23 protein-coding genes are annotated in these 22,598 nt (G+C 38.4%); 15 read left to right on the top strand and 8 right to left on the bottom strand.

The window, feature by feature from the left end:
- Positions 1-243: 243 nt before the first annotated feature.
- On the bottom strand, positions 244-1,461 hold the full coding sequence (gene tet(E) / locus MT391_RS19075) for a tetracycline efflux MFS transporter Tet(E) (protein ID WP_499499557.1): 1,218 nt from the start codon (positions 1,459-1,461) through the stop codon (positions 244-246).
- 80 nt (positions 1,462-1,541) lie between these two features.
- On the opposite strand from tet(E), the gene MT391_RS19080 reads away from it, so the two are divergent.
- Together MT391_RS19080 and MT391_RS19085 are read left to right on the top strand one after the other, a co-directional pair.
- A complete protein-coding gene (locus tag MT391_RS19080) occupies positions 1,542-2,174 on the top strand; it encodes a tetracycline resistance transcriptional repressor TetR(E) (protein ID WP_011899269.1) in 633 nt (210 codons plus the stop codon).
- A 347-nt stretch (positions 2,175-2,521) separates the two neighbouring features.
- Positions 2,522-5,506, top strand: coding sequence for a Tn3-like element ISKox2 family transposase (locus tag MT391_RS19085; RefSeq protein WP_008126957.1), 2,985 nt, complete (start codon positions 2,522-2,524; stop codon positions 5,504-5,506).
- Between the two features lie 62 nt (positions 5,507-5,568).
- Here the strand turns inward: MT391_RS19085 and MT391_RS19090 are convergent, their stop codons facing one another.
- Complete coding sequence (locus tag MT391_RS19090; RefSeq protein ID WP_499499559.1) at positions 5,569-5,883, bottom strand: hypothetical protein; 315 nt, start codon at positions 5,881-5,883, stop codon at positions 5,569-5,571.
- A gap of 127 nt (positions 5,884-6,010) precedes the next feature.
- On the opposite strand from MT391_RS19090, the gene MT391_RS19095 reads away from it, so the two are divergent.
- The 7 genes from MT391_RS19095 (at position 6,011) to MT391_RS19125 (ending at position 10,214) form a co-directional block, all read left to right on the top strand.
- Positions 6,011-6,940, top strand: a complete 930-nt coding sequence (locus tag MT391_RS19095; protein ID WP_499499561.1) for a DNA-binding protein — start codon at positions 6,011-6,013, stop codon at positions 6,938-6,940.
- Between the two features lie 431 nt (positions 6,941-7,371).
- A complete protein-coding gene (locus MT391_RS19100; RefSeq protein WP_499499563.1) occupies positions 7,372-7,677 on the top strand; it encodes a type II toxin-antitoxin system RelE/ParE family toxin in 306 nt (101 codons plus the stop codon).
- An 81-nt stretch (positions 7,678-7,758) separates the two neighbouring features.
- Positions 7,759-8,058, top strand: coding sequence for a HigA family addiction module antitoxin (locus tag MT391_RS19105; RefSeq protein ID WP_499499565.1), 300 nt, complete (start codon positions 7,759-7,761; stop codon positions 8,056-8,058).
- 73 nt (positions 8,059-8,131) lie between these two features.
- Positions 8,132-8,254, top strand: a complete 123-nt coding sequence (locus MT391_RS19110) for a hypothetical protein (RefSeq protein WP_499499567.1) — start codon at positions 8,132-8,134, stop codon at positions 8,252-8,254.
- A 280-nt stretch (positions 8,255-8,534) separates the two neighbouring features.
- Positions 8,535-8,747, top strand: a complete 213-nt coding sequence (locus MT391_RS19115; protein ID WP_499499569.1) for a hypothetical protein — start codon at positions 8,535-8,537, stop codon at positions 8,745-8,747.
- Between the two features lie 128 nt (positions 8,748-8,875).
- Entirely contained in the window at positions 8,876-9,004 is a 129-nt protein-coding gene (locus tag MT391_RS19120; protein WP_499499571.1) for a YHYH domain-containing protein, read from the top strand.
- A gap of 436 nt (positions 9,005-9,440) precedes the next feature.
- Positions 9,441-10,214 carry a phosphoribosyltransferase gene (locus MT391_RS19125; RefSeq protein ID WP_499499573.1) on the top strand — a complete coding sequence of 258 codons (774 nt, stop codon included), beginning with the start codon at positions 9,441-9,443 and terminating at the stop codon, positions 10,212-10,214.
- 391 nt (positions 10,215-10,605) lie between these two features.
- On the opposite strand, the gene MT391_RS19130 is transcribed toward MT391_RS19125, so the two are convergent.
- From MT391_RS19130 to MT391_RS19140, 3 genes are all read right to left on the bottom strand, one after another.
- Entirely contained in the window at positions 10,606-10,926 is a 321-nt protein-coding gene (locus tag MT391_RS19130; protein ID WP_499499574.1) for a hypothetical protein, read from the bottom strand.
- A gap of 154 nt (positions 10,927-11,080) precedes the next feature.
- Positions 11,081-11,362, bottom strand: coding sequence for a hypothetical protein (locus MT391_RS19135; protein ID WP_499499575.1), 282 nt, complete (start codon positions 11,360-11,362; stop codon positions 11,081-11,083).
- Entirely contained in the window at positions 11,362-12,006 is a 645-nt protein-coding gene (locus MT391_RS19140; RefSeq protein WP_499499577.1) for a nucleotide-binding protein, read from the bottom strand. The genes MT391_RS19135 and MT391_RS19140 overlap by 1 nt, the downstream gene beginning before the upstream one ends.
- Positions 12,007-12,172: 166 nt before the next feature.
- On the opposite strand from MT391_RS19140, the gene MT391_RS19145 reads away from it, so the two are divergent.
- From MT391_RS19145 to MT391_RS19155, 3 genes are all read left to right on the top strand, one after another.
- Positions 12,173-12,334 (top strand): hypothetical protein, encoded by a 162-nt coding sequence (locus tag MT391_RS19145; protein ID WP_499499579.1) that lies wholly within the window; start codon positions 12,173-12,175, stop codon positions 12,332-12,334.
- Positions 12,335-12,623: 289 nt separating this feature from the next.
- On the top strand, positions 12,624-13,010 hold the full coding sequence (locus MT391_RS19150; protein ID WP_499499580.1) for a type II toxin-antitoxin system RelE/ParE family toxin: 387 nt from the start codon (positions 12,624-12,626) through the stop codon (positions 13,008-13,010).
- Entirely contained in the window at positions 13,003-13,311 is a 309-nt protein-coding gene (locus MT391_RS19155) for a helix-turn-helix domain-containing protein (RefSeq protein ID WP_499499582.1), read from the top strand. The genes MT391_RS19150 and MT391_RS19155 overlap by 8 nt, the downstream gene beginning before the upstream one ends.
- Before the next feature lie 147 nt (positions 13,312-13,458).
- Here the strand turns inward: MT391_RS19155 and MT391_RS19160 are convergent, their stop codons facing one another.
- From MT391_RS19160 to MT391_RS19170, 3 genes are read right to left on the bottom strand one after another with little or no spacing between them, the layout of a single operon-like run.
- Positions 13,459-14,133 carry a hypothetical protein gene (locus tag MT391_RS19160; RefSeq protein ID WP_499499584.1) on the bottom strand — a complete coding sequence of 225 codons (675 nt, stop codon included), beginning with the start codon at positions 14,131-14,133 and terminating at the stop codon, positions 13,459-13,461.
- A complete protein-coding gene (locus tag MT391_RS19165; protein ID WP_499499586.1) occupies positions 14,130-15,026 on the bottom strand; it encodes a site-specific integrase in 897 nt (298 codons plus the stop codon). Before MT391_RS19165 ends, MT391_RS19160 begins: the two co-directional genes overlap by 4 nt.
- Entirely contained in the window at positions 15,019-15,264 is a 246-nt protein-coding gene (locus tag MT391_RS19170; RefSeq protein WP_499499588.1) for a hypothetical protein, read from the bottom strand. The genes MT391_RS19165 and MT391_RS19170 overlap by 8 nt, the downstream gene beginning before the upstream one ends.
- 1,227 nt (positions 15,265-16,491) lie before the next feature.
- Here MT391_RS19170 and MT391_RS19175 point away from each other — a divergent pair.
- The 3 genes from MT391_RS19175 (at position 16,492) to MT391_RS19185 (ending at position 22,445) form a co-directional block, all read left to right on the top strand.
- Positions 16,492-17,496, top strand: a complete 1,005-nt coding sequence (locus MT391_RS19175; protein WP_499499590.1) for a replication initiation protein — start codon at positions 16,492-16,494, stop codon at positions 17,494-17,496.
- Between the two features lie 554 nt (positions 17,497-18,050).
- Positions 18,051-21,035, top strand: coding sequence for a Tn3-like element ISKox2 family transposase (locus MT391_RS19180; protein ID WP_008126957.1), 2,985 nt, complete (start codon positions 18,051-18,053; stop codon positions 21,033-21,035).
- Positions 21,036-21,332: 297 nt separating this feature from the next.
- Positions 21,333-22,445: a hypothetical protein gene (locus tag MT391_RS19185; RefSeq protein ID WP_499442857.1), complete on the top strand. Its 1,113-nt coding sequence runs from the start codon at positions 21,333-21,335 to the stop codon at positions 22,443-22,445.
- Positions 22,446-22,598 lie beyond the last annotated feature (153 nt).

A 22,598-nucleotide genomic window follows, 5' to 3' on the forward strand; every position in this document is an offset into this window, starting at 1 on the left:
CAGTCATTATGCGCTGACAGATTGGCATGGTGGCTTGCAATTGTGGAGGACAGTTCTTTATTCTGTTTACCATACTTTCAGTATGGCGACAGTCGTTATGGAGTAGCGTTAATACTACTCAAATAATATGGCTTGCATTGTAGGTTCTCGTAGTAGTCCAATGTGTTACATTCACAATTTCTGATGCTGTGCAACGGTCGGTTTCACGTCTAGGAATTGGGGGCATTCAGTTACCATTACCATTTAAAGAAATGGCTGTGAATTGCTCTGATTTTTCGGGTGGACTGCCCTGCCGGGATAGAAAAACCTCAGTATAGTCAGTGCAACTACATACAATCCGCATCCAACTATCCACACCCAACCATTCCAAGATTCGTGGGTTGCACTATACAAAAATGCAAAAATAAGTGGACCGATTACACCCGTGAGGTGTGTCAAACTGGTCAGCAACCCTTGCAATTGTCCCTGTGCTACCTGACCGACACGAACAGATATAATTCCCTGCAAAGCGGGAAGAGTTATGCCACCACAAGCGAGTAACAGCACAACTGGCCAAACCATCCAGCTTTGCGTAATGACTGCCAATAAAAGTAGGCCACAGCCATCAGCCAAGATGCCAACCACGATAGCTCTCTGTTCTCCCAAATGTTTAGCGATAAAACCAGCAGCAAGTCCTTGAAACAGAGCGTGTGTAAGCCCAAACACAGCCAATGAAACACCGACCATTACGCCATCCCATGCGAAGCGCTCTTCTCCGAATAAAACCCATAATGTTGCAGGGATTTGGCCAATCAATTGAATGATGAAAAAGACAACTAGCAATCCCGATAATGGGGAGATCATCTCGCGTATGGAGGATGTGGTTTCATTGATTGTTTCATTCTTTATCTCGTCACTAACCTGATTAGCATTATGGGTCTCATGTAAAATGAATAGGGAGACCAGAAATGCCAGCCCGTTAATGGCAGCAGCGAACATAAACGGTGCCTGTACCGAAAGTTGACCTGCAAAACCACCAATGACTGGTCCAGCAATCATACCGCCACCAAAACAGGCACTCATCATACCAAACCAATGTGTCCTGGATTCCTCAGGTGTGACATCGGCAATTGTTGAGGCTGCAACAGCTCCAGTCGCACCGGTAATACCAGCAATTAAGCGTCCCAGATACAACACCCACACTACGCTGGCTGTTGCCATTAATGCGTAGTCCAGTGTTGCACCTAAAAGTGAAAGTAATAATACAGGGCGACGACCTATGCGATCTGACCAGCGGCCGAGAAGAGGGGCAAAAATCACTTGCATCATTGCATACAGCGCCAATAAAACACCGTAGTTCTCCGCAACATTAGCCTTTCCAACAAACTCCCGTAATAACGCCGGTAAGACAGGCATAATTATGCCAATCCCTATGGCATCTAAAAAAATGATGACCAGTGCCATCATCACAGTGCGGTTCATAGTTAACGCTCTCTATCGGTGATAGGGTTTGAAAAGTTACTCTATCAGTGATAGATTGTCAACAGCGAAAGGAGATAGTGATGGCACGACTAAGCTTGGACGACGTAATTTCAATGGCGCTCACCCTGCTGGACAGAGAAGGGCTAGAGGGCCTGACTACGCGTAAGCTGGCGCAGTCCCTCAAAATTGAGCAACCGACTCTGTATTGGCACGTGCGCAACAAGCAGACCCTTATGAACATGCTTTCAGAGGCAATACTGGCGAAGCATCACACCCGTTCAGTACCGTTACCGACTGAGAGTTGGCAGCAGTTTCTCCAGGAAAATGCTCTGAGTTTCCGTAAAGCATTATTGGTCCATCGTGATGGAGCCCGATTGCACATAGGGACCTCTCCTACGCCCCCCCAGTTTGAACAAGCAGAGGCGCAACTACGCTGTCTATGCGATGCAGGGTTTTCGGTCGAGGAGGCTCTTTTCATTCTGCAATCTATCAGCCATTTTACGCTGGGTGCAGTATTGGAAGAGCAAGCCACAAACCCGACAGAATACAATACAGTGATGGACGCTGTGCCACCATTATTACAGGAGGCATTTAATGTTCAGACGAGAACCACTGCTGAAACGGCCTTCCATTTCGGGCTGAAATCATTAATAGTTGGATTCTCTGCACAATTAGATGAAAAATATATGTCCATCCAGGGTAATAATAAATGATGCTGTCTATGGGGCAGTGCTAACGGTAGTAATTTTAAATCTATCGCCAGTGATTTTTATTTTTCACGCGACAAGTATTCTTGAAAATGTGTATGTGCATAGCCTTTGATAAATTAGGGAGATCCGAACAAAAGGGGGATTTCTTTGCGGGTCTGGCGGTGTTTGCCATTGAACTCGTAGTCAGCGAAGGTCAGTTGATGGCTCACGTTGGGGTTCTAGGGATTTTCCCCTCTAAAGTAACATAAATCGCCATACTCACCATATTTAAAGGCATACAAAGGTGGGTTACTTCTCCAAAGTATGGCAAATTATGAGGTTAACAACCCCTTAAACTTAATTTAATTCCTATGGCTATAAAAAACGAACTATCAATTCTTACCAAAGCTGAGCAGCTTGATCTATATTCTCCGCCGCTATTATCACTTGAACAACAACGATTGTATTTTACGCCAAACGAGATCGAGTTAACAGAGTTGAAAAGTATTCGCCTAAGGAACCACCGATGCTATTTCATTGCGTTATTAGGGTATTTTAAGTCTAAGCCTGTGATTCTTTCACCTAGCTTTAACCTCATCTTTGACGATATGCAGTTTATTTCAACGCAAGTTCAAGGAGGCAAAGGGATCAGGCCTTTCAGCATTAATAAGATGCAGCGTGACCGTATATATCAAAGAATACTGAGGTTATTAAACTATCAGAAATGGGACGAAAGTCTGCACTTTGCGCCGCTGTACGAACATCTTGTTATGGTCGGCAAAGCTTGGCTTGAGCCTCGTTATCTATTCGATGCAGCCGCTGAATATCTAGCAACGCATAGAATTGCCATCCCTAAATATACTGTCTTACAAAAGCTTATCAGTCGTGTTATCCAACAGGTCAAGAAGGCGTTAAATAATAAGCTTCGTATTCATGTTTCATCTGAACTACACGGATTTCTAAATACTATTATCGATGACAAAGATGGGCTCTCCTTAAGCCAGCTTCGAGCCGGTGCAAAAAGCGTTATGGTGACAGAGCTAAAAAAAGAACTGACGGTGTATCATCAGTTACAGCCTTATACAAGACAGATTGATAATGCTGTTAAGGGCTTAGCCTTATCGTCTAAAAACCAACAACACTTCGGTGAAATGGTGGATTATTATGGCAGTAAACTAAAACGCTTTAAGCGTCCACAGCAACACCTATGGTTGCTGTGTTTTCTGACTCAACGCATACGGCAAAGCCTAGAGCGATTGGCTGATGGGTTTATTCATCATATCCGTAAACAACAAGAAGCTGCGCATGCGTTTGCCCAACAGGCAGTGTTTGACTCATGGAGGTCAGCTGCAGACAATGTCACCAAAGCCGCAGAATTACTGCATCTGTTTGTTGATGACAGTATCGACGATAATCAACCATTTGCAACGGTTAGGCAACAAGCATTAAGTGTAATGAATAACCAAGATATAGAAACGCTATGCCTGTACTTAAAAAAGCAAAAACGCACGGTAGAAGAATATCAATGGCAATATTATGATGATCAAAACGGGTTAATTGAGCAGTTATTAAGGCCCGTGTTTCTATGTCTTGAATGCCAAGCAGGTAAAGGCTCAGAAGCATTAGTGACCCAGCTCAAAACCACAAAAACAGAACTATTAGCAGGTAATACATTGCAAACAATGGATAGTACACTTATCCAACAAAAACATCGTCCATGGTTAATTAACAAGGATGTTGTTCATCCACAGCGATACGAATGGTTGCTTTACCGTCAACTGGCTTCTCGGCTTAATGGTCGAATTTACTTATCAAACGTCACTAAATATCGTGCGCTAGAAGACGACTTAATTGCATCGTCAATACAGCCTGATCTATTGGCATCATCAACATTGGAAAAGCTAAAGCAGCCGATTCAGAAGCTACTGCAAGTAAAACAAATACGCTTAACAACATCCCTAGAAGATGTTGCTCGTCACATTGATAATGGTGATAACCGCAATGTGATCATGAAGAGCCGAAGTGGCACACGATGGCGACTGCCAGTTAAAGGCTCCCAATCACTTGTCAACAACCCTTTCTTTAAACAAATGATCCCCGTCAGTATTGCTGATGTGTTGCGTTATGTTGAACAAGAAACCAACTTTATGCAATGCTTCGCACACGTGCTGCCAATACAAAAACAAGTAGGCGCCAATCAGGATGATTTATTGGCTATTCTAATTGCGAATGCGACACATCGCGGCGTATATGGGATGGCACAAATATCTGATCGCAGTTATGAGCATCTAAGCACTATACAAGCTAATTATATTAGGCCTGAAACCTTGCAAGAGGCTAGTGATATCATCAATAACGCAGTAGCGGCACTCCCTATTTTCCGCCACTATCACATCCAAGAAGACGTCCTGCACGCCAGTACCGATGGGCAAAAATTTGAAACTCACCTTGAGACTTTTAAAACTCGCTACTCCTCGAAATACTTCGGCACCAACAAAGGTATTACGGCCATGACGTTAGTTGCCAATCATAGTGCGTTAAATGCCCGTATCATAGGATCTAATGAGCATGAGTCCCATTATATTTACGACTTACTACAATCTAATACTAGTGATCTTAAGCCAGATGTCCTCTCAACCGACACCCATGGTGTTAATCATGTTAATTATGCCTTATTGGATTTATGCGGTTATAGTTTTGCGCCTAGGTATGCTCAGTTCACCAGTGTGATCAATGACCTATTTAACGTAACTGAAAGCGACGACGGAAACACGCATCTGGCGCTGAAAAAGCCGATAAAAATGAATGTGATTGAAGAAGGCTGGCAGGATATTCAGCGTATTGTGTTATCCCTTCAAGAAAAACGCACAACACAGGCATTGCTAGTACGCAAATTATCTGGTTATCCATCTAGACACCCTATATTACAAGCATTAACGGAATATAATAGGCTCATCAAAGCCCAATATTTACTTGATTATATTGATGATGCAAGTCTGCGCCAATATGTTCAACGAGCACTGAACCGAGGCGAAGCCTGGCATTTCCTCAGGCGAGCTATTGCATCGGTCAATCGTGACCAGTTCCGTGGAAAAAACGAATCAGAAATAGTCGTCTGGAACGAGTGTGCCCGTTTGACGGCAAATGCTATTATCTACTTTAACTCGATGATCCTAAGTCATCTATTACTGCACTTTGAAGAAGTTGGTGACGAGGAAAAAGCAGCAATAACTCGACAAGTATCACCCGTTGCATGGCAGAACATTAATCTGAGCGGCACTTATCAGTTCGCTAGTAACCGCAAACTACCTGATTTACAGGAAATAACTAGGCCTATTGTTGAAAATGAAGTCTAAAATGAAAGGTAACCCAGCTCCACAAGCCATTAACTGCGAGGGTTGTGGCGATTTATGTTACTTTAGAGGGGAAAATCCCTAGAACCCCTTAGATCTGCGATTTTCTTTTTTTGAGGTGTTATATCCCGTTCATATCGCTGTTTTTTCTGTTGTGGTTTTTCGGGTTTTGTTTTTGATGATCGGGTTTGTTTTTTTGGCTGATCGTTAATTTGATTTAGAATAGCTTCTGCTTCCCGATCATCTAAATCAAAATAGATACGAACTTGTGGATCGTTTCCTCTGTTTGCATATTCACGACCTTTGACGCAATAACTGCGCTCTAATTCACGCTGCCAACGCCTCACTAGATCGGGTTGTCCCATCAATCGAATTTTCATAAATCCTCTTATTTGTAAAAGTTGTAAAAAATACACTGTAATGCTTTTATATTGTAATAATATGTAGTATCATACAACATATTACAAAATACAATATTACATTTTACAAAAATACAGGGGTTCAATCATGGCTATAACAAGAGAGCAGGTTTTCAAAGTTGCTGATGAACTGGTAGAACAAACCGTAAGACCAACACTTGCAAAGGTACGTAGCGCCTTGGGCGGCGGTTCATATACGACGATTAGCGAGTTTATGAGTGAATGGAAAAATCAGCAGGAGGCATCAAACCAGCCTCAACCGATCCAGATCCCCGATAATGTTGTTGAGTCAGCAACACAATTAGCCAGTTCATTATGGACAACCGCGACGGCATCGGCAGAGGCTAAATTAGATACCGAACGGAGAGCATTAAAAGAAGCTCAGGCCGAAATAGAGGCGGAGCAGCACGAAGCAGCCGAAGTCGCGGATCAGATGTCCGTTGAAATCGAACAGTTACAAGCTGAGTTAGCAGAGACCACTAATCTAGCTAACGAATCAATTGAAGCACTAGAGGCCAAAACCGACGAATTACAACGATTAAGCGATATTAATGCACGTAATGAAACTCGCATTGAGGATTTGATGAATGAGTTGAAACTGGCACAAATAGCGGCTAAAGATGCAGAAAAAAAGGCTACAACGGCAGAAACAATGATGATCGGGCAGCGTAATGAAATCACACATTTAACTGCAGAATTATCAGATTTACGGGCGGATATTACAGCAGCAAATAGCCGCGCAGATCATGCCGAGGGGAAATTAGAGCAAATTCAACTCGTTAAAACGGAATTAAGTGACACGGTCACGCAACTACGAACAGAGCTATCCAGCTCCACCGCCGAGGCAAAAACCGCACTGGCTATAAATGACCAACTTGTTAGTGATAAAGCAGAGTTGAAAGCGTCTATTGAAAATCTACGAAGCGAACAAAAAAAGGAAATGACAACATATGCAACAGAGCATGCACGTTTAACGCAGGAATTATTAAACCTGAAAAAAGGCAGTGACAAAAAATAGAAAAGTCGTTGTTTCTCGTGTTTCAGTCAATTTTTAGATTGAAACACAAAAACCAATTTAGGCGATCAAAATGGCGCCATTTTCGTTGCAAAATTACAGGTGAATAATGGCACTAATTGCTATTTAAAACACCTGAGAATACGATTTTCGAGGTCGGTTTTTTATGGAACAGCCATTTTTGCCACTTAAAATGGCTATTTAACATAATAGGCATTTTGTGAATGTATTTTGAAAGATAATTTTAGGTTTAATTTAACAACCACTAGTTGACACCTGCAACGTTACAGGTTACGATTGGTTGTTGCAATATAATGGCCCTATGTGAAATAAAAAATATTCAATAGTTAGGCATATTTGAAACAACTTTAATTAAAGGAATCACCTATGAATAACATTAAATATTTTACTAATCACAAGCGGAGGGCCTCAATTTGGCTATTAAAAGTTTCTCTCACAAAGGACTTAAAAAATTCTTTTACAACGGTGATGAAAGTGGATTAAATCCTAATCACATTACAAATGTTGGGTTTATATTGGATGCTGTTGAAGCATCACATCACCCAGCAGATTTGAAAGCTATTTACCGAGATAAATTTTCAGAGAAAAAAGGTTCTGGAAAAGGGGTTTATAGTTTAGAAGTAAACGGTAATTGGCGAATTACCTTTCAGATAACAGATGACGGAGCTGTTTTTCTTGATTATCTCGATTATCATGGAAAATCAATAAAAGCTCGTTAACTTGATTATGGTCTTAAATTAAAAATAAGGCCGCCTTTACTTAAGCTCTTCACCTAAAGGTTAAGAGCTTTAGAGGATAATATGAAAAAAATGAGGAAACCTTCACACCCAGGAGCGTTTTTCAAAAATACGGTTTTGGATGAAAGAAATATATCTATAACATCAGCAGCGGCTAGTTTAGGCGTAACCAGAAAAGCATTAAGTGAATTTGTAAATGGCAAAGCTAAATGTTCTCATTCTATGGCTCGTCGATTAGCCGAAGCAACTGGAACTGGTGTTGGTATATGGATAATGATGCAAGCAAATTTAGATACTTGGGAAGCAGAGAATATGGTTTTTGATACTGATATTACTCCTTTTAAAGTTAGACGTTTTGCTTGATTTAATTATCTTTCGAAAATTTTAAAGCAATCTTTTAGTTAGTATCTAGGAGATAAAACAGAGGAATTATATTATGTCACTTAAACCAGGCCCAAAGCCAATTGCTAAATCAACAGGTAAAGTAGATCAACGTCGACGTGATAACAAAGATACACCAGGAAATACTCCTGCATTAAAACCATCGAAAAAAAAATGATCTATATATTTTAATCGTATAGAAAAAGGCTACCTAAATGGTGGCCTTTTTTATTTCCTGAGATCGCCTACTTTACATTTTTCAGCCCAATTACCCGCAGATTTTAAATTAAGACCTAATAATAGTTACACTGTAACTCAATGATTTAACATAATGTTCATTAGGTGTGTTTCGCATAATTTTTTCATAAAAATTTTATGTTATGTTTAAACCATGTATCATTCATGTCTATTACATATGTAATTTTGCATACGTAATATTTATTGAAGGATATTAAAATATGAGTGTTAGTGATCATGACTATGTAAATTTTTCAGAGGACTACGAGTTAAATTATCATCTTGGTTTAGTTGATAAATCAAAATCAATTTCTAACCGAGAGTACTTGAGAGAAAATACAGGGCCAAGAGCAAAGAAAGAGCTAAACAAAACTATGTTAACTCATAGTGAATTCAAACCTTATGTAAAGGCAGACAAGCCACACTTAACATAAACCGACCAAAGAAGTTCATAAAGGGACTAAAGGTGGGAAAACTGGATGTAGCTTTATACCAAAAGGCATCTGTAGGTGTCTTAATCGTATTTTCTAGCAAAATATAAATTAATAACGGATTTTAAAATATGAAAAAAACTCTACTTGTTTTAGTTGTTGCAAGCTTCATTTCATCAATCGCATTTGCTCATGGTGGCCGAACTAATTCAGAAGGCTGTCATAATGATACAAAAAAAGGTACTTATCACTGCCATTAAAAAAAGCATAACTGATAAGGATCGGTCGTGTGAGCAAGTTGTTTAAACACCTAACGAACCGTTAGGTGTTATCTACCATCTGAATGCGGTTTATTTTACTTTATGAAAAGCATTTACCATAACACCCGTCAGATGATCTCCAAAAGGCTACTCCATCGGTGGTCTTTTTTGTATTTGAGTATTCTCAAAAAGTTACACTGTAACTTTCCTAATCTGCTGCTTTAGTTTCTCCCCTCTGGTTAATTTTAAAATAATTCCATAGCGGCAATCTGAATAGTGTATTCAGTAGAAAGGAAATCACAAATGGGGCTTCTTAAAACTTCTTAGTGTTCAATTTTAAAGGCTTTTGCATGTGATATTACAGGGGAGTATTATCTAGAAACATAAAATATGGTGGCTAGATTATTGTAATAAATGGGTTCATGAGAGGTTTATTTTGGGTTTTGTTGTTAATAACGGTTTAGTTTCAATTGATCATACAATAGATGATTTTGGTATCACTACTTCAGATAGAAATCCCTCATCGACAATTACATTATGTAAACAAAACAAAATGAATGTTTTTTCTATTTTTAAGCGTTACGGATACAGTGGGCCTGGTAAACCAATAGGAGATAACTGTCCCTTTATTTATGGATTAAAGGGAAAGCGTAATCTTTACGTTAATAAAGATTCAATTAGAGCTTTATCAATCACTATGAAAATAATAATAAGTAAACTATATGATTCACATAATGAATTTGGAAAGTCATACGATTTAGTTATCCCAATGCCATCGAGTCACATTATTGCAAAAGTACTAGCTAAAAGAATAACTAGAAAGTTTCAAGGAAGTGTTCTTCTTGAAGATGTATTTAGGAAATCAACAAGTGAAGATGTTCGAATTCAAATAAATAATAAAAATATCCCCCATGCAGCAAAGACTGATATTTTTAATGCAATCACAAAGGCAGAAAGTGAAAATAAAACGTTTTCTTTAAGCGATGTAAAAACAAAGAATAGAATATATATTCAGCCTCTTAGCGTAGTAAATAGTGTTAATGAAAGTAAGAGGATTTTATTAGTCGATGATTTATTTGCGACTGGCTGTACATTAATCACTGCGAAAGATTTATTAATGAAAGAAAACAAAGAAAGCAGCATTGATGCCTTATGCTTGTTCAGTCCTCTGAATGGTAATATACGTAAGAAGATGCGTTACCGTAAATAAATTAATGTTTAAATTAATGTTTAAATTAATGTTTAAATTAATGTTTAAATTAATGTTTAAATTAATGTTTAACTTGACGTGGGGTGTCAATATATTAATATGGTGATTATAGACCGGGTATGAGTTCCCCCTGTCTTTAATCATGTAATGGAATCTGTGGAGCGCTTAGGTAGCCAGCGATAAGAGCAAACAGCCTATGGGATTTGAGAGCAGCAAACCCGACTAGTCTAGTCGAAAAAAGACCGAGATAAAAAAAAGGAAGCCTTATGGTTTCTTTTTTTTGTCCATAATTTATTCCAATGAATTACTTTTTCTTCTTTATTTACCATAACACCCGTTAAGCGCATTGCTAAAAGGCTACCAAATTGGCGGCCTTTGTTACAGTGTAACCTTAAAGATCAAGTTTATGTTTAAGTAAGTATTGAAATTCGATCGGAACTTCTTTCCGGTCGAATATCATGCGCGTCATACCTGTTGGTTTATTATCTTTTTTACTATAAATTGGGACGCTTAAGTAAAAACTACCTTTGCTATTCGCATCTTCCCATTTTAAATAGTCGCCGAATTTTTTCCGCTCTCGCTCTACCTTCTTAACTTGTTTTACTTGATCCAGCAACGAAATAAATAAAGCCAGGGACATCTCGTTTTGTCGTGCATTTTTTATCAAAGCAGACCATTTCTTTTTGTTTTTAAAAACTATTTTTTTGCTCATTGCGTTTCCATTAGTATGTGTTTTTTATTTTGTCTGTGATAAGCAAAATAACACTCTAATTATTACAGTGTAACTTTTAGAAGAAAGCAAGGTACTAACTTAATATGTTTAAATGTATTTTATACGTATAAAAAACGTAATATACATGTGTTTATTACTTGTTGTTTACGTATTTTAAGGCTGTGGCTCTTAAAAATGTTGCTAGGGGTAATCCTTCTTGTAGTGCAGCTTCTGTCAGAATATTCAATTCATATTCATTTAAAGGAACTTGCAATATTTTACCTCCTAACTTTATTGTTTTTCCGGTTTTTGGATCTTTATAGCTTGCTCCTCTCCTGTCCTGTTGAGCTGTATTATTGCCATCAACCTTTGCATTATCTATAAAGTTAGTGGTTTTATTTTTTGCAGTTATATCGCCAAATGGACTTTTAGCCATTACTTATTCCCCTCTAATAATTCATTAAATACATTTTTTGCATCTTCACCGGCTTTTTTATCATATTGCCACTCTAGAACGCTTTGACCGGCTTCATCTGCATCATCCCAGGCATTTAAATTTCGGGTTACATATTTTAGAGGGTTGAGATTTAACGATTCTAATAACGTTTTTGCTCCCTGTATTCTATATCCCTGGCTTGGTAAAGTCGGTGCTTGTGTGATTACGGTGTGAACTTTTAAATTAGGATTAATGGTTCTTGCCATATCTATAATCTCAGCCATAGATGGAGCTACTTTTAGATCTCTTCGCTTGGCTCTAAATGGCAATAATGCAATATTTGCCACTGCTAAAGATGAACGCATCGCTTTTGAATCTGCCCCCCCACAATCGACAATAATGGAATCATATTGTTTTTCTAATTTTTTGAGTTGAGTTGTGATATTACCAGTGAGCTCTATGCATAAAATGTCAGGTAACTCTGATTCTGCTCTTTCTCCTGCCCACTCAGCTGTCGTTCTCTGTGGATCAGCATCAACAAGCAAAGCATCGATATCTTTTTCTAGTTTTAAATATACTGCTAGTGATTGTGCAATACTGCTCTTTCCTGCACCACCTTTCTCATTGCATATTACATAAATCATACGTTACCTATGTGTTATTTATATGTGTATTGTACGTATAATACACATATGAAAGTTTATATTAAACCACTTTTTCTAGCTTTCACCTAAATAATCACTTACGGACATTTACCGTATGTATGTATGTATAATTAGTTAGTGTTATTTACAATGAGAATAAAATTTTATGTCCGAGAAAACTGAATGTATTGAAGCTAGATCTTTATCTGAAATAAAATTAACCAATGAACAATTTGCTCAATTTATTATGGTGGTTTGTGATAATTCCAGAAAACCTAGTGAAGCTATTTTAAGTGCTGCAAAGCGATTGGATGAAGAGGGGTTTTAGTTAAGACTCTTTAATAAAAGTTACACTGTAACTTTTGGTTGTGAGTTAGTGTGTTGTAACTGTGGATTATTTTTGTATTAAATAACAGCACGTCAGTTTTCCTGCTTGTGAAGTACTACCTTCCGAAAGTAAAAGTATGCACGTATGGCCCTTAAATTATCTCGGATATAGATCAAAACTAGCAATTTAATATAACAACGATTATGTGGATCTAATTTCCCCGTTAAAGTATTAACAAAAATAAACAAACTATGGTACCGTGTACTATAGTTTGTTTATAGGAAGTAAAGTGAAAATTTTTGTTACAGATGAATTCGAAGAGTTTATGAAATTAGCGAATGTTAATGACTCTATGATTAATCAGGTTGCTAAAGAATTAGATGGTGGATTGCATGATGGCAATCTAGATATGAATAAGCTTTTTAAAAAACGGATCGCATCACCAGGAATAAGTAAACGTAATGCTAATCGCAGTGTTGTAGCTCTCCAAAAAGGAGATAGGATCTTTTTTATTGCGGGATGGCGTAAATGCGATATACCAAAGAAAGGTAAAGAGATCCCTAATAAACTGTTAGAAGCTTATAAGTTGTTTGGAGAAAGTTTGCGAAATTTAACAGAAGAACAGATTCAAACTAATATATTAGAAAAGTTATTAAGAGAGGTTAAAAATGACTGATTTACGATTAGAAAAAATTCAAGCTATGGCTGATCGTTTTCATTCTAATGGCTCAATTGATCAAATAACGATGCGTAAAATTAATGCTCTTACGTTAGATGCTAAACTTGATGAAATTGGAGCCGATAAGATTCAATCTATAAGAAAACGAGAACATATTAGCCAAGGTGTACTCGCTACAATTTTAAATATGAGTAGTGAAAGCGTACAGAAATGGGAACAAGGAAAGTCTAAACCTCAGGGAGCGGCTTTACGTTTGTTATCTTTGATCGATCGTAATGGAATTAAAGCAGTAATCTAAGTGATGTAAAAATAAAATATAAAAACCGCTTAGCTGCGGTTTTTTGTGCCCATAACTTATGAAATGAGCTATTTAACATAAAAGTGATTAAATGCAGTGAATTTTCCCTTAGCTATTATCAAAATGCTCGCTTGTTACAATGTAATATTAGAGGTCATATTTTTGAGAGTAGTTTAGAAGTGAGTTATAGGTAAAGGGAGTTCCATCTGGTAATGTCCATCCGGAAATTTGTAAAAACTTTGCAATCACACGCTTTTGCTCTCTTAGTCGATCACGTTGAGATAGTTTGCTACGATTTTCCCTATCTTGAGATTTGTGGCTATGATTCGTTCTTTTGTTGATGCGTTCGGCCTCTGTTAGTGCTAATTTCCCTTGTTTATTTGTATTTAATGCCTCGTCTCTTATTTTCTCGATAGATAGGCGTTTACGAACAAATTCTTTTTCTATTTTCTCAGTTTTTCTCTGTTCAAACTCAATCTGAGTTCTCTTTAATTCTTCTATTTGATCGACTAGTTCTTGTTTTTTTTCTATTATTTCTTGATCCGAAACTTTTTTGATAAATCCTAAAAATAGACTAATCAAGGCCACTATTGCGAGAAAAAATAGACCGATATAGGGCCAATGTTGCCATTGGTACCAAAGTGTGGATTTTCCTGTAGTTACAATTTCCCAGTATTCGCCTTGTTGGTCTGATTTTAAAATGGCTATCCCAATGTTGTCATCGGGGGAGAAGTAGTCAAAATATGATGTAAACGCAAAAAGTCCGGAAAGAACAATGACGCTTAAAAATCCCAATATCATTATTTTTTTTTTATTACTCATCGTAGATACACCTCTGTAATTTCAGGTCGAAAATGGCCTAATTCTTGTGATACGCATTTCATTACATCTAGGCGTGGTAGATAGTTGGCCAGTTGTTCATAACGATCTTGCGCGTAACTGTGTCGTAGTCCATGAGCTCCATTACTGTAGCCGAGGGATCGATTACTTGCTTTGCTAAAGGCATCAGAAAAACGATGTCCTGCTGCAATATCGTAATAGGTTGTATAGGTTATTTTTCGATCTATTTCGGTCTTAGGAGTATCTAACCGGCGTGATTCTAACCGTTTTGCTAAATCTGTCGGGAGACGTATTTCGCGAATTAACCCTCCTTTTCCTGTTACAGTGTAACTTTTTGTTTGGCTGGGCATGTGCGAAAATTTATTAGGGTGCACCTCGCGGGGAGATGGTTGAATCTCTCCTATCGGTCGTAGAGTGTATAGTTCGTGCGCTCTAAGACCAGCTTTCTGACAGATTTCTGTAGATATTGCGTGGCGTTCTGTTTGATGTTCAATGATTCTTAATACTTGGTCAGGTGTATATGAGCGAGATTTTTTAATTGTTTCTAGTTCAGATGGAACAGATGTTAAACATTCATTCTGTTTAATCTTGTGCGTGACATGTCGCATCATGCACTGAATAGCATCTCGATCTAAATCTATCGTACTTTGAGCATTTTCTGAGGCGCGTATTTCTAGGTAGGTATGTGCTTGATCGGGGGTTAATTCTCTTAGTGAACCTAATTTATATTCTTTTAAATAGTCGCAGCAAATTTTTAAAGCCGTTTCGTAGTTTCTGACTGTTCCTTTAGATTCAATAACATTTCCTTTCCCTTGTACCTCTTTCATCACAGAAGCAGCCTGAGATTCTGATTTTGCGAAATGCCCTCTAGCCATTACGTGTTACCCCGATTGATTTTAAATATCGGTGTATAGTGCTACGAGCTGCTTTTTGACCATGTGTTTTATGTAAATGAACTGCGATCAGGTCTAGGGAAATATTTTTTAGGAACATTGAGACAATTTCTGGACGGAATGGCTCAAGTTTAGAAGTTCGTTTTTTATAATTTTTTCCTTGTCGTAATTTACGCTCTTTTTTTGCCGCTTCGCCTGCAGCTATAGGATCAAATATCATAATGCTCCTCTTAAAGCTCAAGTATAAAAATTGTAAGAACTAGCTAAATACAATGTATTTAGACGGCTATGCCGTTCGCCATTTTTACTATTTTTCGATTAGTAAGGCTGACTGTTCACACCTATTTTCGTTCACATTAACGCAGTGAAACTCGTTGTTAAACTACTCCGTTGGCATTCCCATTCTTTGAGATCGGGCTGTCGGTTTAACGTGGCGACAGATGCATTGTTAACTAGGGCGCATACCCCCATAGACACGATACGTATTTCACAGTTCTACCTGACTGTGACGGTGATCGGAACAACGTGAGCCAATGAATTGCACGTAATCATTATAATGATTAGGCTTCAAAGGCCAGGACTGCCACAAGGGCTAACGTTTGATCATTTTAATCTAAAACAGACTTGTTATACAAGGTTTTATTTTGTAGCGTAATTTTTGTTGCGTAAAGCAATAGAAATGCCACAACAGCACCCGCTATGTATAGAATCTGTAGGATTCTACATAGCGGGTGCTGTTGCGCCCAAAAATGTGTGATGCCCTAGATGATTTGCGGCGTTCTCGAGCATCTCCGCTCGCCGCAAATCATCTAGGGTTGAACACATTTTTATTCGCGGCTGACTAACGCGCTACGCTTGTTTCCTCTAAAAATGACAAACCAACAAGTTGATTTACCATTTTTAAAGGCGGAATTACGACCAGGCAATAAGCACATTTTTTATGTTACCTATCAAAATCAGGAACTGATAAGCTTTACACAACTCTGCGAGTTGCGAAAACCAGAGCAAAAAAATGGATTGAGATTACAGTGTAAAATTGAGTATTCAGCAAACCAAAAACTTGAAGCATTAATGACTGAAACCAAATTATCAAAAGGGGAGCTGATCAGTAAATTGATAAATGCATATTAAGCATGAATCAAATGTATTTTTACGACTGAGATTTTATACTGCAAATGATTGAGTTTTGGGGATTAATGGTTCAAAAAATGAACCCTTTTTTTTCTCAAAATAAAATAGTATTCTAGCAACTTAAAATTTATAAGAGCTAGAGTTTGTTTTTGACAAGCTTCAGATGTGAAAAAACCCCTAGTGCTTCTGTGTTTGGCGACGCTTAGCAACTAGAGGTTCCATCGAATTACGAGAAGAATAATAATGTTTAATAGACATAATATCAAACTTTTTCCTCGTTTTTTAACTGCGAACAATGCAGTTAGGGGCGGGGATAATGGCAAACGCTAAAATATTAGAATCAACACTGAACGCTTATTTTCAGTGTTTACCGCACATACCCTATGCGTCAGATAATCTTAACTATGGCTTACAACGGCTCCCTAAAGAGCTTGCAATAAAGCGATCGCATATCCAACACAACCCCGAGCTACTCGTACATTTTCTGGCGTTTGATATTGATCGTGCTGATGGATATTCGTGGTGGGAGGACTGTGGAGCCCCCGCACCTAACTATCTGATGCTAAATCCCATGAACGGCCATGCGCACTATCTCTATCGACTCGAGACGTTTGTGTCGTTGACTGATAGGTCAAAACCAAAACCTAAAGCTTATTTGCAACGTGTAGAGCGTGGTCTCATGGCTCGATTAGATTCTGACACTGGCTACGGAGGGCTGATCTCTAAAAACCCTCTGAATCTCCGTTGGCACACACTAACACCTGCGATTCAGCCATATTCACTTGATGAATTGGCTGATTATGTCGATATGGATATCCCGAAACCGAGAAAACGCGATCAGACGGGATTCGGTCGACACTGTATTTTATTCGATGAATTGCGATGGTGGGCGTACAAGCACGTTAATGCGGCTAGAGAATCAAGTAACTATGATAACTGGTTAGACCGGTGCATGGTAGCATCTGAGCGGTTAAATACATTTAATAATGCATTGCCTTATTCATCTTTAAAATCGACAGCGAAGAGCGTAGCTAGGTGGACCTGGGATCATTACACGGGAAGCGGAAATGGGAAAAACCGTGGGCGTGATGCAAAACAGATAGAAGAATGGCAGGGAGGGCTAAATCTACGTGATAAACAGGCCGTGGCTGCCCAACAAACAAACTTACAGCGTAAACAGAACACTGAGCAGAAGATCAAACTCGCTATAGCTCACCTAAAACGGAACGATAAACGCGTAAATCAAACGACTGTAAGTCGAGTATCTGGTATTTCTCGCATGACTATTAATACAAGTTACAAGCATCTTTTAAACACCTAAAAAGTGTAAAGTACGGTGTACATCAGATTACTAGGGGGGGGTTATCCCCTGGGTTTGTTTTTTAGATCAATATGAATAATCTAACTAATTTAGGGAGTGAGTCTGGGTGATTAGTGTGTGTCAAGTTGTGGGCAGCTTGTCTGTCCATGGCTTGTCCACACGGTTTCCCGTAGGGAAAAATCCCCAGCACTTGAGCGACCTATTACAGAGTATCTTTATAAACTAAAAAAAGGATCTTTAAGATCTTATATTGCGAAAACGAATGTTGTCAAAAAAAGGCGTCACTGGAGCTATACACACTAGAATTAACAAGTGTGCGCTTGTGATTGTATAGCTAAAGTGGAAAGTTGCTGAGAACGCGTTATATGCTGTTTTAGGCGATCCTCATTTCAATTGCTTCAATCGTTTTCTTAGATGGGGTTCTAGGGATTTTCCCCTCTAAAGTAACATAAATCGCCATACTCACCATATTTAAAGGCATACAAAGGTGGGTTACTTCTCCAAAGTATGGCAAATTATGAGGTTAACAACCCCTTAAACTTAATTTAATTCCTATGGCTATAAAAAACGAACTATCAATTCTTACCAAAGCTGAGCAGCTTGATCTATATTCTCCGCCGCTATTATCACTTGAACAACAACGATTGTATTTTACGCCAAACGAGATCGAGTTAACAGAGTTGAAAAGTATTCGCCTAAGGAACCACCGATGCTATTTCATTGCGTTATTAGGGTATTTTAAGTCTAAGCCTGTGATTCTTTCACCTAGCTTTAACCTCATCTTTGACGATATGCAGTTTATTTCAACGCAAGTTCAAGGAGGCAAAGGGATCAGGCCTTTCAGCATTAATAAGATGCAGCGTGACCGTATATATCAAAGAATACTGAGGTTATTAAACTATCAGAAATGGGACGAAAGTCTGCACTTTGCGCCGCTGTACGAACATCTTGTTATGGTCGGCAAAGCTTGGCTTGAGCCTCGTTATCTATTCGATGCAGCCGCTGAATATCTAGCAACGCATAGAATTGCCATCCCTAAATATACTGTCTTACAAAAGCTTATCAGTCGTGTTATCCAACAGGTCAAGAAGGCGTTAAATAATAAGCTTCGTATTCATGTTTCATCTGAACTACACGGATTTCTAAATACTATTATCGATGACAAAGATGGGCTCTCCTTAAGCCAGCTTCGAGCCGGTGCAAAAAGCGTTATGGTGACAGAGCTAAAAAAAGAACTGACGGTGTATCATCAGTTACAGCCTTATACAAGACAGATTGATAATGCTGTTAAGGGCTTAGCCTTATCGTCTAAAAACCAACAACACTTCGGTGAAATGGTGGATTATTATGGCAGTAAACTAAAACGCTTTAAGCGTCCACAGCAACACCTATGGTTGCTGTGTTTTCTGACTCAACGCATACGGCAAAGCCTAGAGCGATTGGCTGATGGGTTTATTCATCATATCCGTAAACAACAAGAAGCTGCGCATGCGTTTGCCCAACAGGCAGTGTTTGACTCATGGAGGTCAGCTGCAGACAATGTCACCAAAGCCGCAGAATTACTGCATCTGTTTGTTGATGACAGTATCGACGATAATCAACCATTTGCAACGGTTAGGCAACAAGCATTAAGTGTAATGAATAACCAAGATATAGAAACGCTATGCCTGTACTTAAAAAAGCAAAAACGCACGGTAGAAGAATATCAATGGCAATATTATGATGATCAAAACGGGTTAATTGAGCAGTTATTAAGGCCCGTGTTTCTATGTCTTGAATGCCAAGCAGGTAAAGGCTCAGAAGCATTAGTGACCCAGCTCAAAACCACAAAAACAGAACTATTAGCAGGTAATACATTGCAAACAATGGATAGTACACTTATCCAACAAAAACATCGTCCATGGTTAATTAACAAGGATGTTGTTCATCCACAGCGATACGAATGGTTGCTTTACCGTCAACTGGCTTCTCGGCTTAATGGTCGAATTTACTTATCAAACGTCACTAAATATCGTGCGCTAGAAGACGACTTAATTGCATCGTCAATACAGCCTGATCTATTGGCATCATCAACATTGGAAAAGCTAAAGCAGCCGATTCAGAAGCTACTGCAAGTAAAACAAATACGCTTAACAACATCCCTAGAAGATGTTGCTCGTCACATTGATAATGGTGATAACCGCAATGTGATCATGAAGAGCCGAAGTGGCACACGATGGCGACTGCCAGTTAAAGGCTCCCAATCACTTGTCAACAACCCTTTCTTTAAACAAATGATCCCCGTCAGTATTGCTGATGTGTTGCGTTATGTTGAACAAGAAACCAACTTTATGCAATGCTTCGCACACGTGCTGCCAATACAAAAACAAGTAGGCGCCAATCAGGATGATTTATTGGCTATTCTAATTGCGAATGCGACACATCGCGGCGTATATGGGATGGCACAAATATCTGATCGCAGTTATGAGCATCTAAGCACTATACAAGCTAATTATATTAGGCCTGAAACCTTGCAAGAGGCTAGTGATATCATCAATAACGCAGTAGCGGCACTCCCTATTTTCCGCCACTATCACATCCAAGAAGACGTCCTGCACGCCAGTACCGATGGGCAAAAATTTGAAACTCACCTTGAGACTTTTAAAACTCGCTACTCCTCGAAATACTTCGGCACCAACAAAGGTATTACGGCCATGACGTTAGTTGCCAATCATAGTGCGTTAAATGCCCGTATCATAGGATCTAATGAGCATGAGTCCCATTATATTTACGACTTACTACAATCTAATACTAGTGATCTTAAGCCAGATGTCCTCTCAACCGACACCCATGGTGTTAATCATGTTAATTATGCCTTATTGGATTTATGCGGTTATAGTTTTGCGCCTAGGTATGCTCAGTTCACCAGTGTGATCAATGACCTATTTAACGTAACTGAAAGCGACGACGGAAACACGCATCTGGCGCTGAAAAAGCCGATAAAAATGAATGTGATTGAAGAAGGCTGGCAGGATATTCAGCGTATTGTGTTATCCCTTCAAGAAAAACGCACAACACAGGCATTGCTAGTACGCAAATTATCTGGTTATCCATCTAGACACCCTATATTACAAGCATTAACGGAATATAATAGGCTCATCAAAGCCCAATATTTACTTGATTATATTGATGATGCAAGTCTGCGCCAATATGTTCAACGAGCACTGAACCGAGGCGAAGCCTGGCATTTCCTCAGGCGAGCTATTGCATCGGTCAATCGTGACCAGTTCCGTGGAAAAAACGAATCAGAAATAGTCGTCTGGAACGAGTGTGCCCGTTTGACGGCAAATGCTATTATCTACTTTAACTCGATGATCCTAAGTCATCTATTACTGCACTTTGAAGAAGTTGGTGACGAGGAAAAAGCAGCAATAACTCGACAAGTATCACCCGTTGCATGGCAGAACATTAATCTGAGCGGCACTTATCAGTTCGCTAGTAACCGCAAACTACCTGATTTACAGGAAATAACTAGGCCTATTGTTGAAAATGAAGTCTAAAATGAAAGGTAACCCAGCTCCACAAGCCATTAACTGCGAGGGTTGTGGCGATTTATGTTACTTTAGAGGGGAAAATCCCTAGAACCCCATTCTACTCAGTATTGTAGTAAATTAGTGTGGAATGCGTTGCGTTATGCATTTAAAGATAACGAATGGCTATCAGAAGAAGGTCGAAAAGTTGAGTTCGGTGGCGGTCTTTATGTTATGCCTGAGGATATTTATAATCACCCGAATGCAATATTCAGAAGAGGTTTTTATGGTAAATAATTTTAGATTATTAAAAATAGTAGAGTCGACATGAAATTTTTAATAATGATACTAATAGTATTAACTTCTTTTTCTGTCAAAGCGATTTCACCATCAGATAGCAAAGCAGGAGACATTATTGTCAATGCTTTCAATAAATATATACATGTCACATTTGATGGTACTCGTTTAATTGAACGAAAAAATAATATAGAGATCAGAGGGGCATGGTTCCCTCAAGTATCGATGATCCCTTTCGATGTTGGGTTTATTCATACTCAACAATTATTGCCTTCTCTCGGTATCACTCCTTCTATGTTTCGACCAAAAAGCGGAATTCAGTTAAATGGCCTCCAAAAAAAATTTTTGGAGGATACTCGTGATGGTGTTACTTATTTTGATTTTTATAAAGAAAAAATTATATTTAACACTAACTTAGTTTTTAATGATGGAAATAATTCACAAACTTTTCCATCTGTTTTCCAACCAGATGAGATGTACAGCAACATAGTTATAGTCGATTTATCTAGCTTAAAAGTAGAAAAACGTCTTCCAATTGGGACTGTTAAAGCATTTAAAGTAGTAGGTGATTTTCTTTATACGATTTCTCATAAGAGTGATGTATTTAGAATTAACTTGAAATCTTACAAAATTGAAAGATTAAATAATGAGCCTATTCATTGGATGTTTCCTACCTTTGTGGTGACGAGTAATCATCAGGTTTATTTAGCAACAACAGAGCATAAATTTGAAAATACTCCTACGAAACTTAAATCTAGCCGTTTGTACAGATTGGAGCATGGTAAAGTTTCTGAAGTAGCTACACTTCCTTCAGAACACCTAAGGAACCTAGTCGTTGAATCAAATGGAAAGTTATATTTCTTACTTACAAATAGTAAATTGTGGAGTGTAGATTTATCCTCTGGAAAATCATTAACCTATGAATTACCATTTAAAGAAAAGACATTGAATCTTAGTGAGTCTTTTTTCGTTAAGTTATCTGAAGATACTTTTGCTTTTACAGAAAGAAGCAATAATGACACCATTCGTTTGTTTATAACTAATAGCAATTTAAAGCTCTTAGCAGAGCATTACTTATATGATATTGATATGTTATGGAACTTGTCTACCCGAGAACAGCCTTATGGCAATCAAAAATTATGAAACTATGGTAAATAATTATTTTATGTGACTTATTTACCATAACACCCGTTTTACGAAAGAAAAAAGCTACCAAATGGTGGTTTTTTTTAGCCCCTGAGATCGCCTACTTTGAATTTTTCAGCCCAATTACCCGCAGATTTTAAATTAAGGACC

Source organism: Vibrio sp. 1-Bac 57, from assembly GCF_037546855.1.
Lineage (GTDB): Bacteria > Pseudomonadota > Gammaproteobacteria > Enterobacterales > Psychromonadaceae > Psychromonas.

Bases quoted from the DNA above. Each gene is read 5' to 3' on its own strand.
- MT391_RS19080 (WP_011899269.1), top strand. From the start codon at position 1,542: ATGGCACGACTAAGCTTGGACGACGTAATTTCAATGGCGCTCACCCTG.
- MT391_RS19085 (WP_008126957.1), top strand. From the start codon at position 2,522: ATGGCTATAAAAAACGAACTATCAATTCTTACCAAAGCTGAGCAGCTT.
- MT391_RS19090 (WP_499499559.1), bottom strand. From the start codon at position 5,883: ATGAAAATTCGATTGATGGGACAACCCGATCTAGTGAGGCGTTGGCAG.
- MT391_RS19095 (WP_499499561.1), top strand. From the start codon at position 6,011: ATGGCTATAACAAGAGAGCAGGTTTTCAAAGTTGCTGATGAACTGGTA.
- MT391_RS19105 (WP_499499565.1), top strand. From the start codon at position 7,759: ATGAAAAAAATGAGGAAACCTTCACACCCAGGAGCGTTTTTCAAAAAT.
- MT391_RS19110 (WP_499499567.1), top strand. From the start codon at position 8,132: ATGTCACTTAAACCAGGCCCAAAGCCAATTGCTAAATCAACAGGTAAA.
- MT391_RS19115 (WP_499499569.1), top strand. From the start codon at position 8,535: ATGAGTGTTAGTGATCATGACTATGTAAATTTTTCAGAGGACTACGAG.
- MT391_RS19120 (WP_499499571.1), top strand. From the start codon at position 8,876: ATGAAAAAAACTCTACTTGTTTTAGTTGTTGCAAGCTTCATTTCATCA.
- MT391_RS19130 (WP_499499574.1), bottom strand. From the start codon at position 10,926: ATGAGCAAAAAAATAGTTTTTAAAAACAAAAAGAAATGGTCTGCTTTG.
- MT391_RS19135 (WP_499499575.1), bottom strand. From the start codon at position 11,362: ATGGCTAAAAGTCCATTTGGCGATATAACTGCAAAAAATAAAACCACT.
- MT391_RS19140 (WP_499499577.1), bottom strand. From the start codon at position 12,006: ATGATTTATGTAATATGCAATGAGAAAGGTGGTGCAGGAAAGAGCAGT.
- MT391_RS19145 (WP_499499579.1), top strand. From the start codon at position 12,173: ATGTCCGAGAAAACTGAATGTATTGAAGCTAGATCTTTATCTGAAATA.
- MT391_RS19155 (WP_499499582.1), top strand. From the start codon at position 13,003: ATGACTGATTTACGATTAGAAAAAATTCAAGCTATGGCTGATCGTTTT.
- MT391_RS19160 (WP_499499584.1), bottom strand. From the start codon at position 14,133: ATGAGTAATAAAAAAAAAATAATGATATTGGGATTTTTAAGCGTCATT.
- MT391_RS19165 (WP_499499586.1), bottom strand. From the start codon at position 15,026: ATGGCTAGAGGGCATTTCGCAAAATCAGAATCTCAGGCTGCTTCTGTG.
- MT391_RS19170 (WP_499499588.1), bottom strand. From the start codon at position 15,264: ATGATATTTGATCCTATAGCTGCAGGCGAAGCGGCAAAAAAAGAGCGT.
- MT391_RS19175 (WP_499499590.1), top strand. From the start codon at position 16,492: ATGGCAAACGCTAAAATATTAGAATCAACACTGAACGCTTATTTTCAG.
- MT391_RS19180 (WP_008126957.1), top strand. From the start codon at position 18,051: ATGGCTATAAAAAACGAACTATCAATTCTTACCAAAGCTGAGCAGCTT.
- MT391_RS19185 (WP_499442857.1), top strand. From the start codon at position 21,333: ATGAAATTTTTAATAATGATACTAATAGTATTAACTTCTTTTTCTGTC.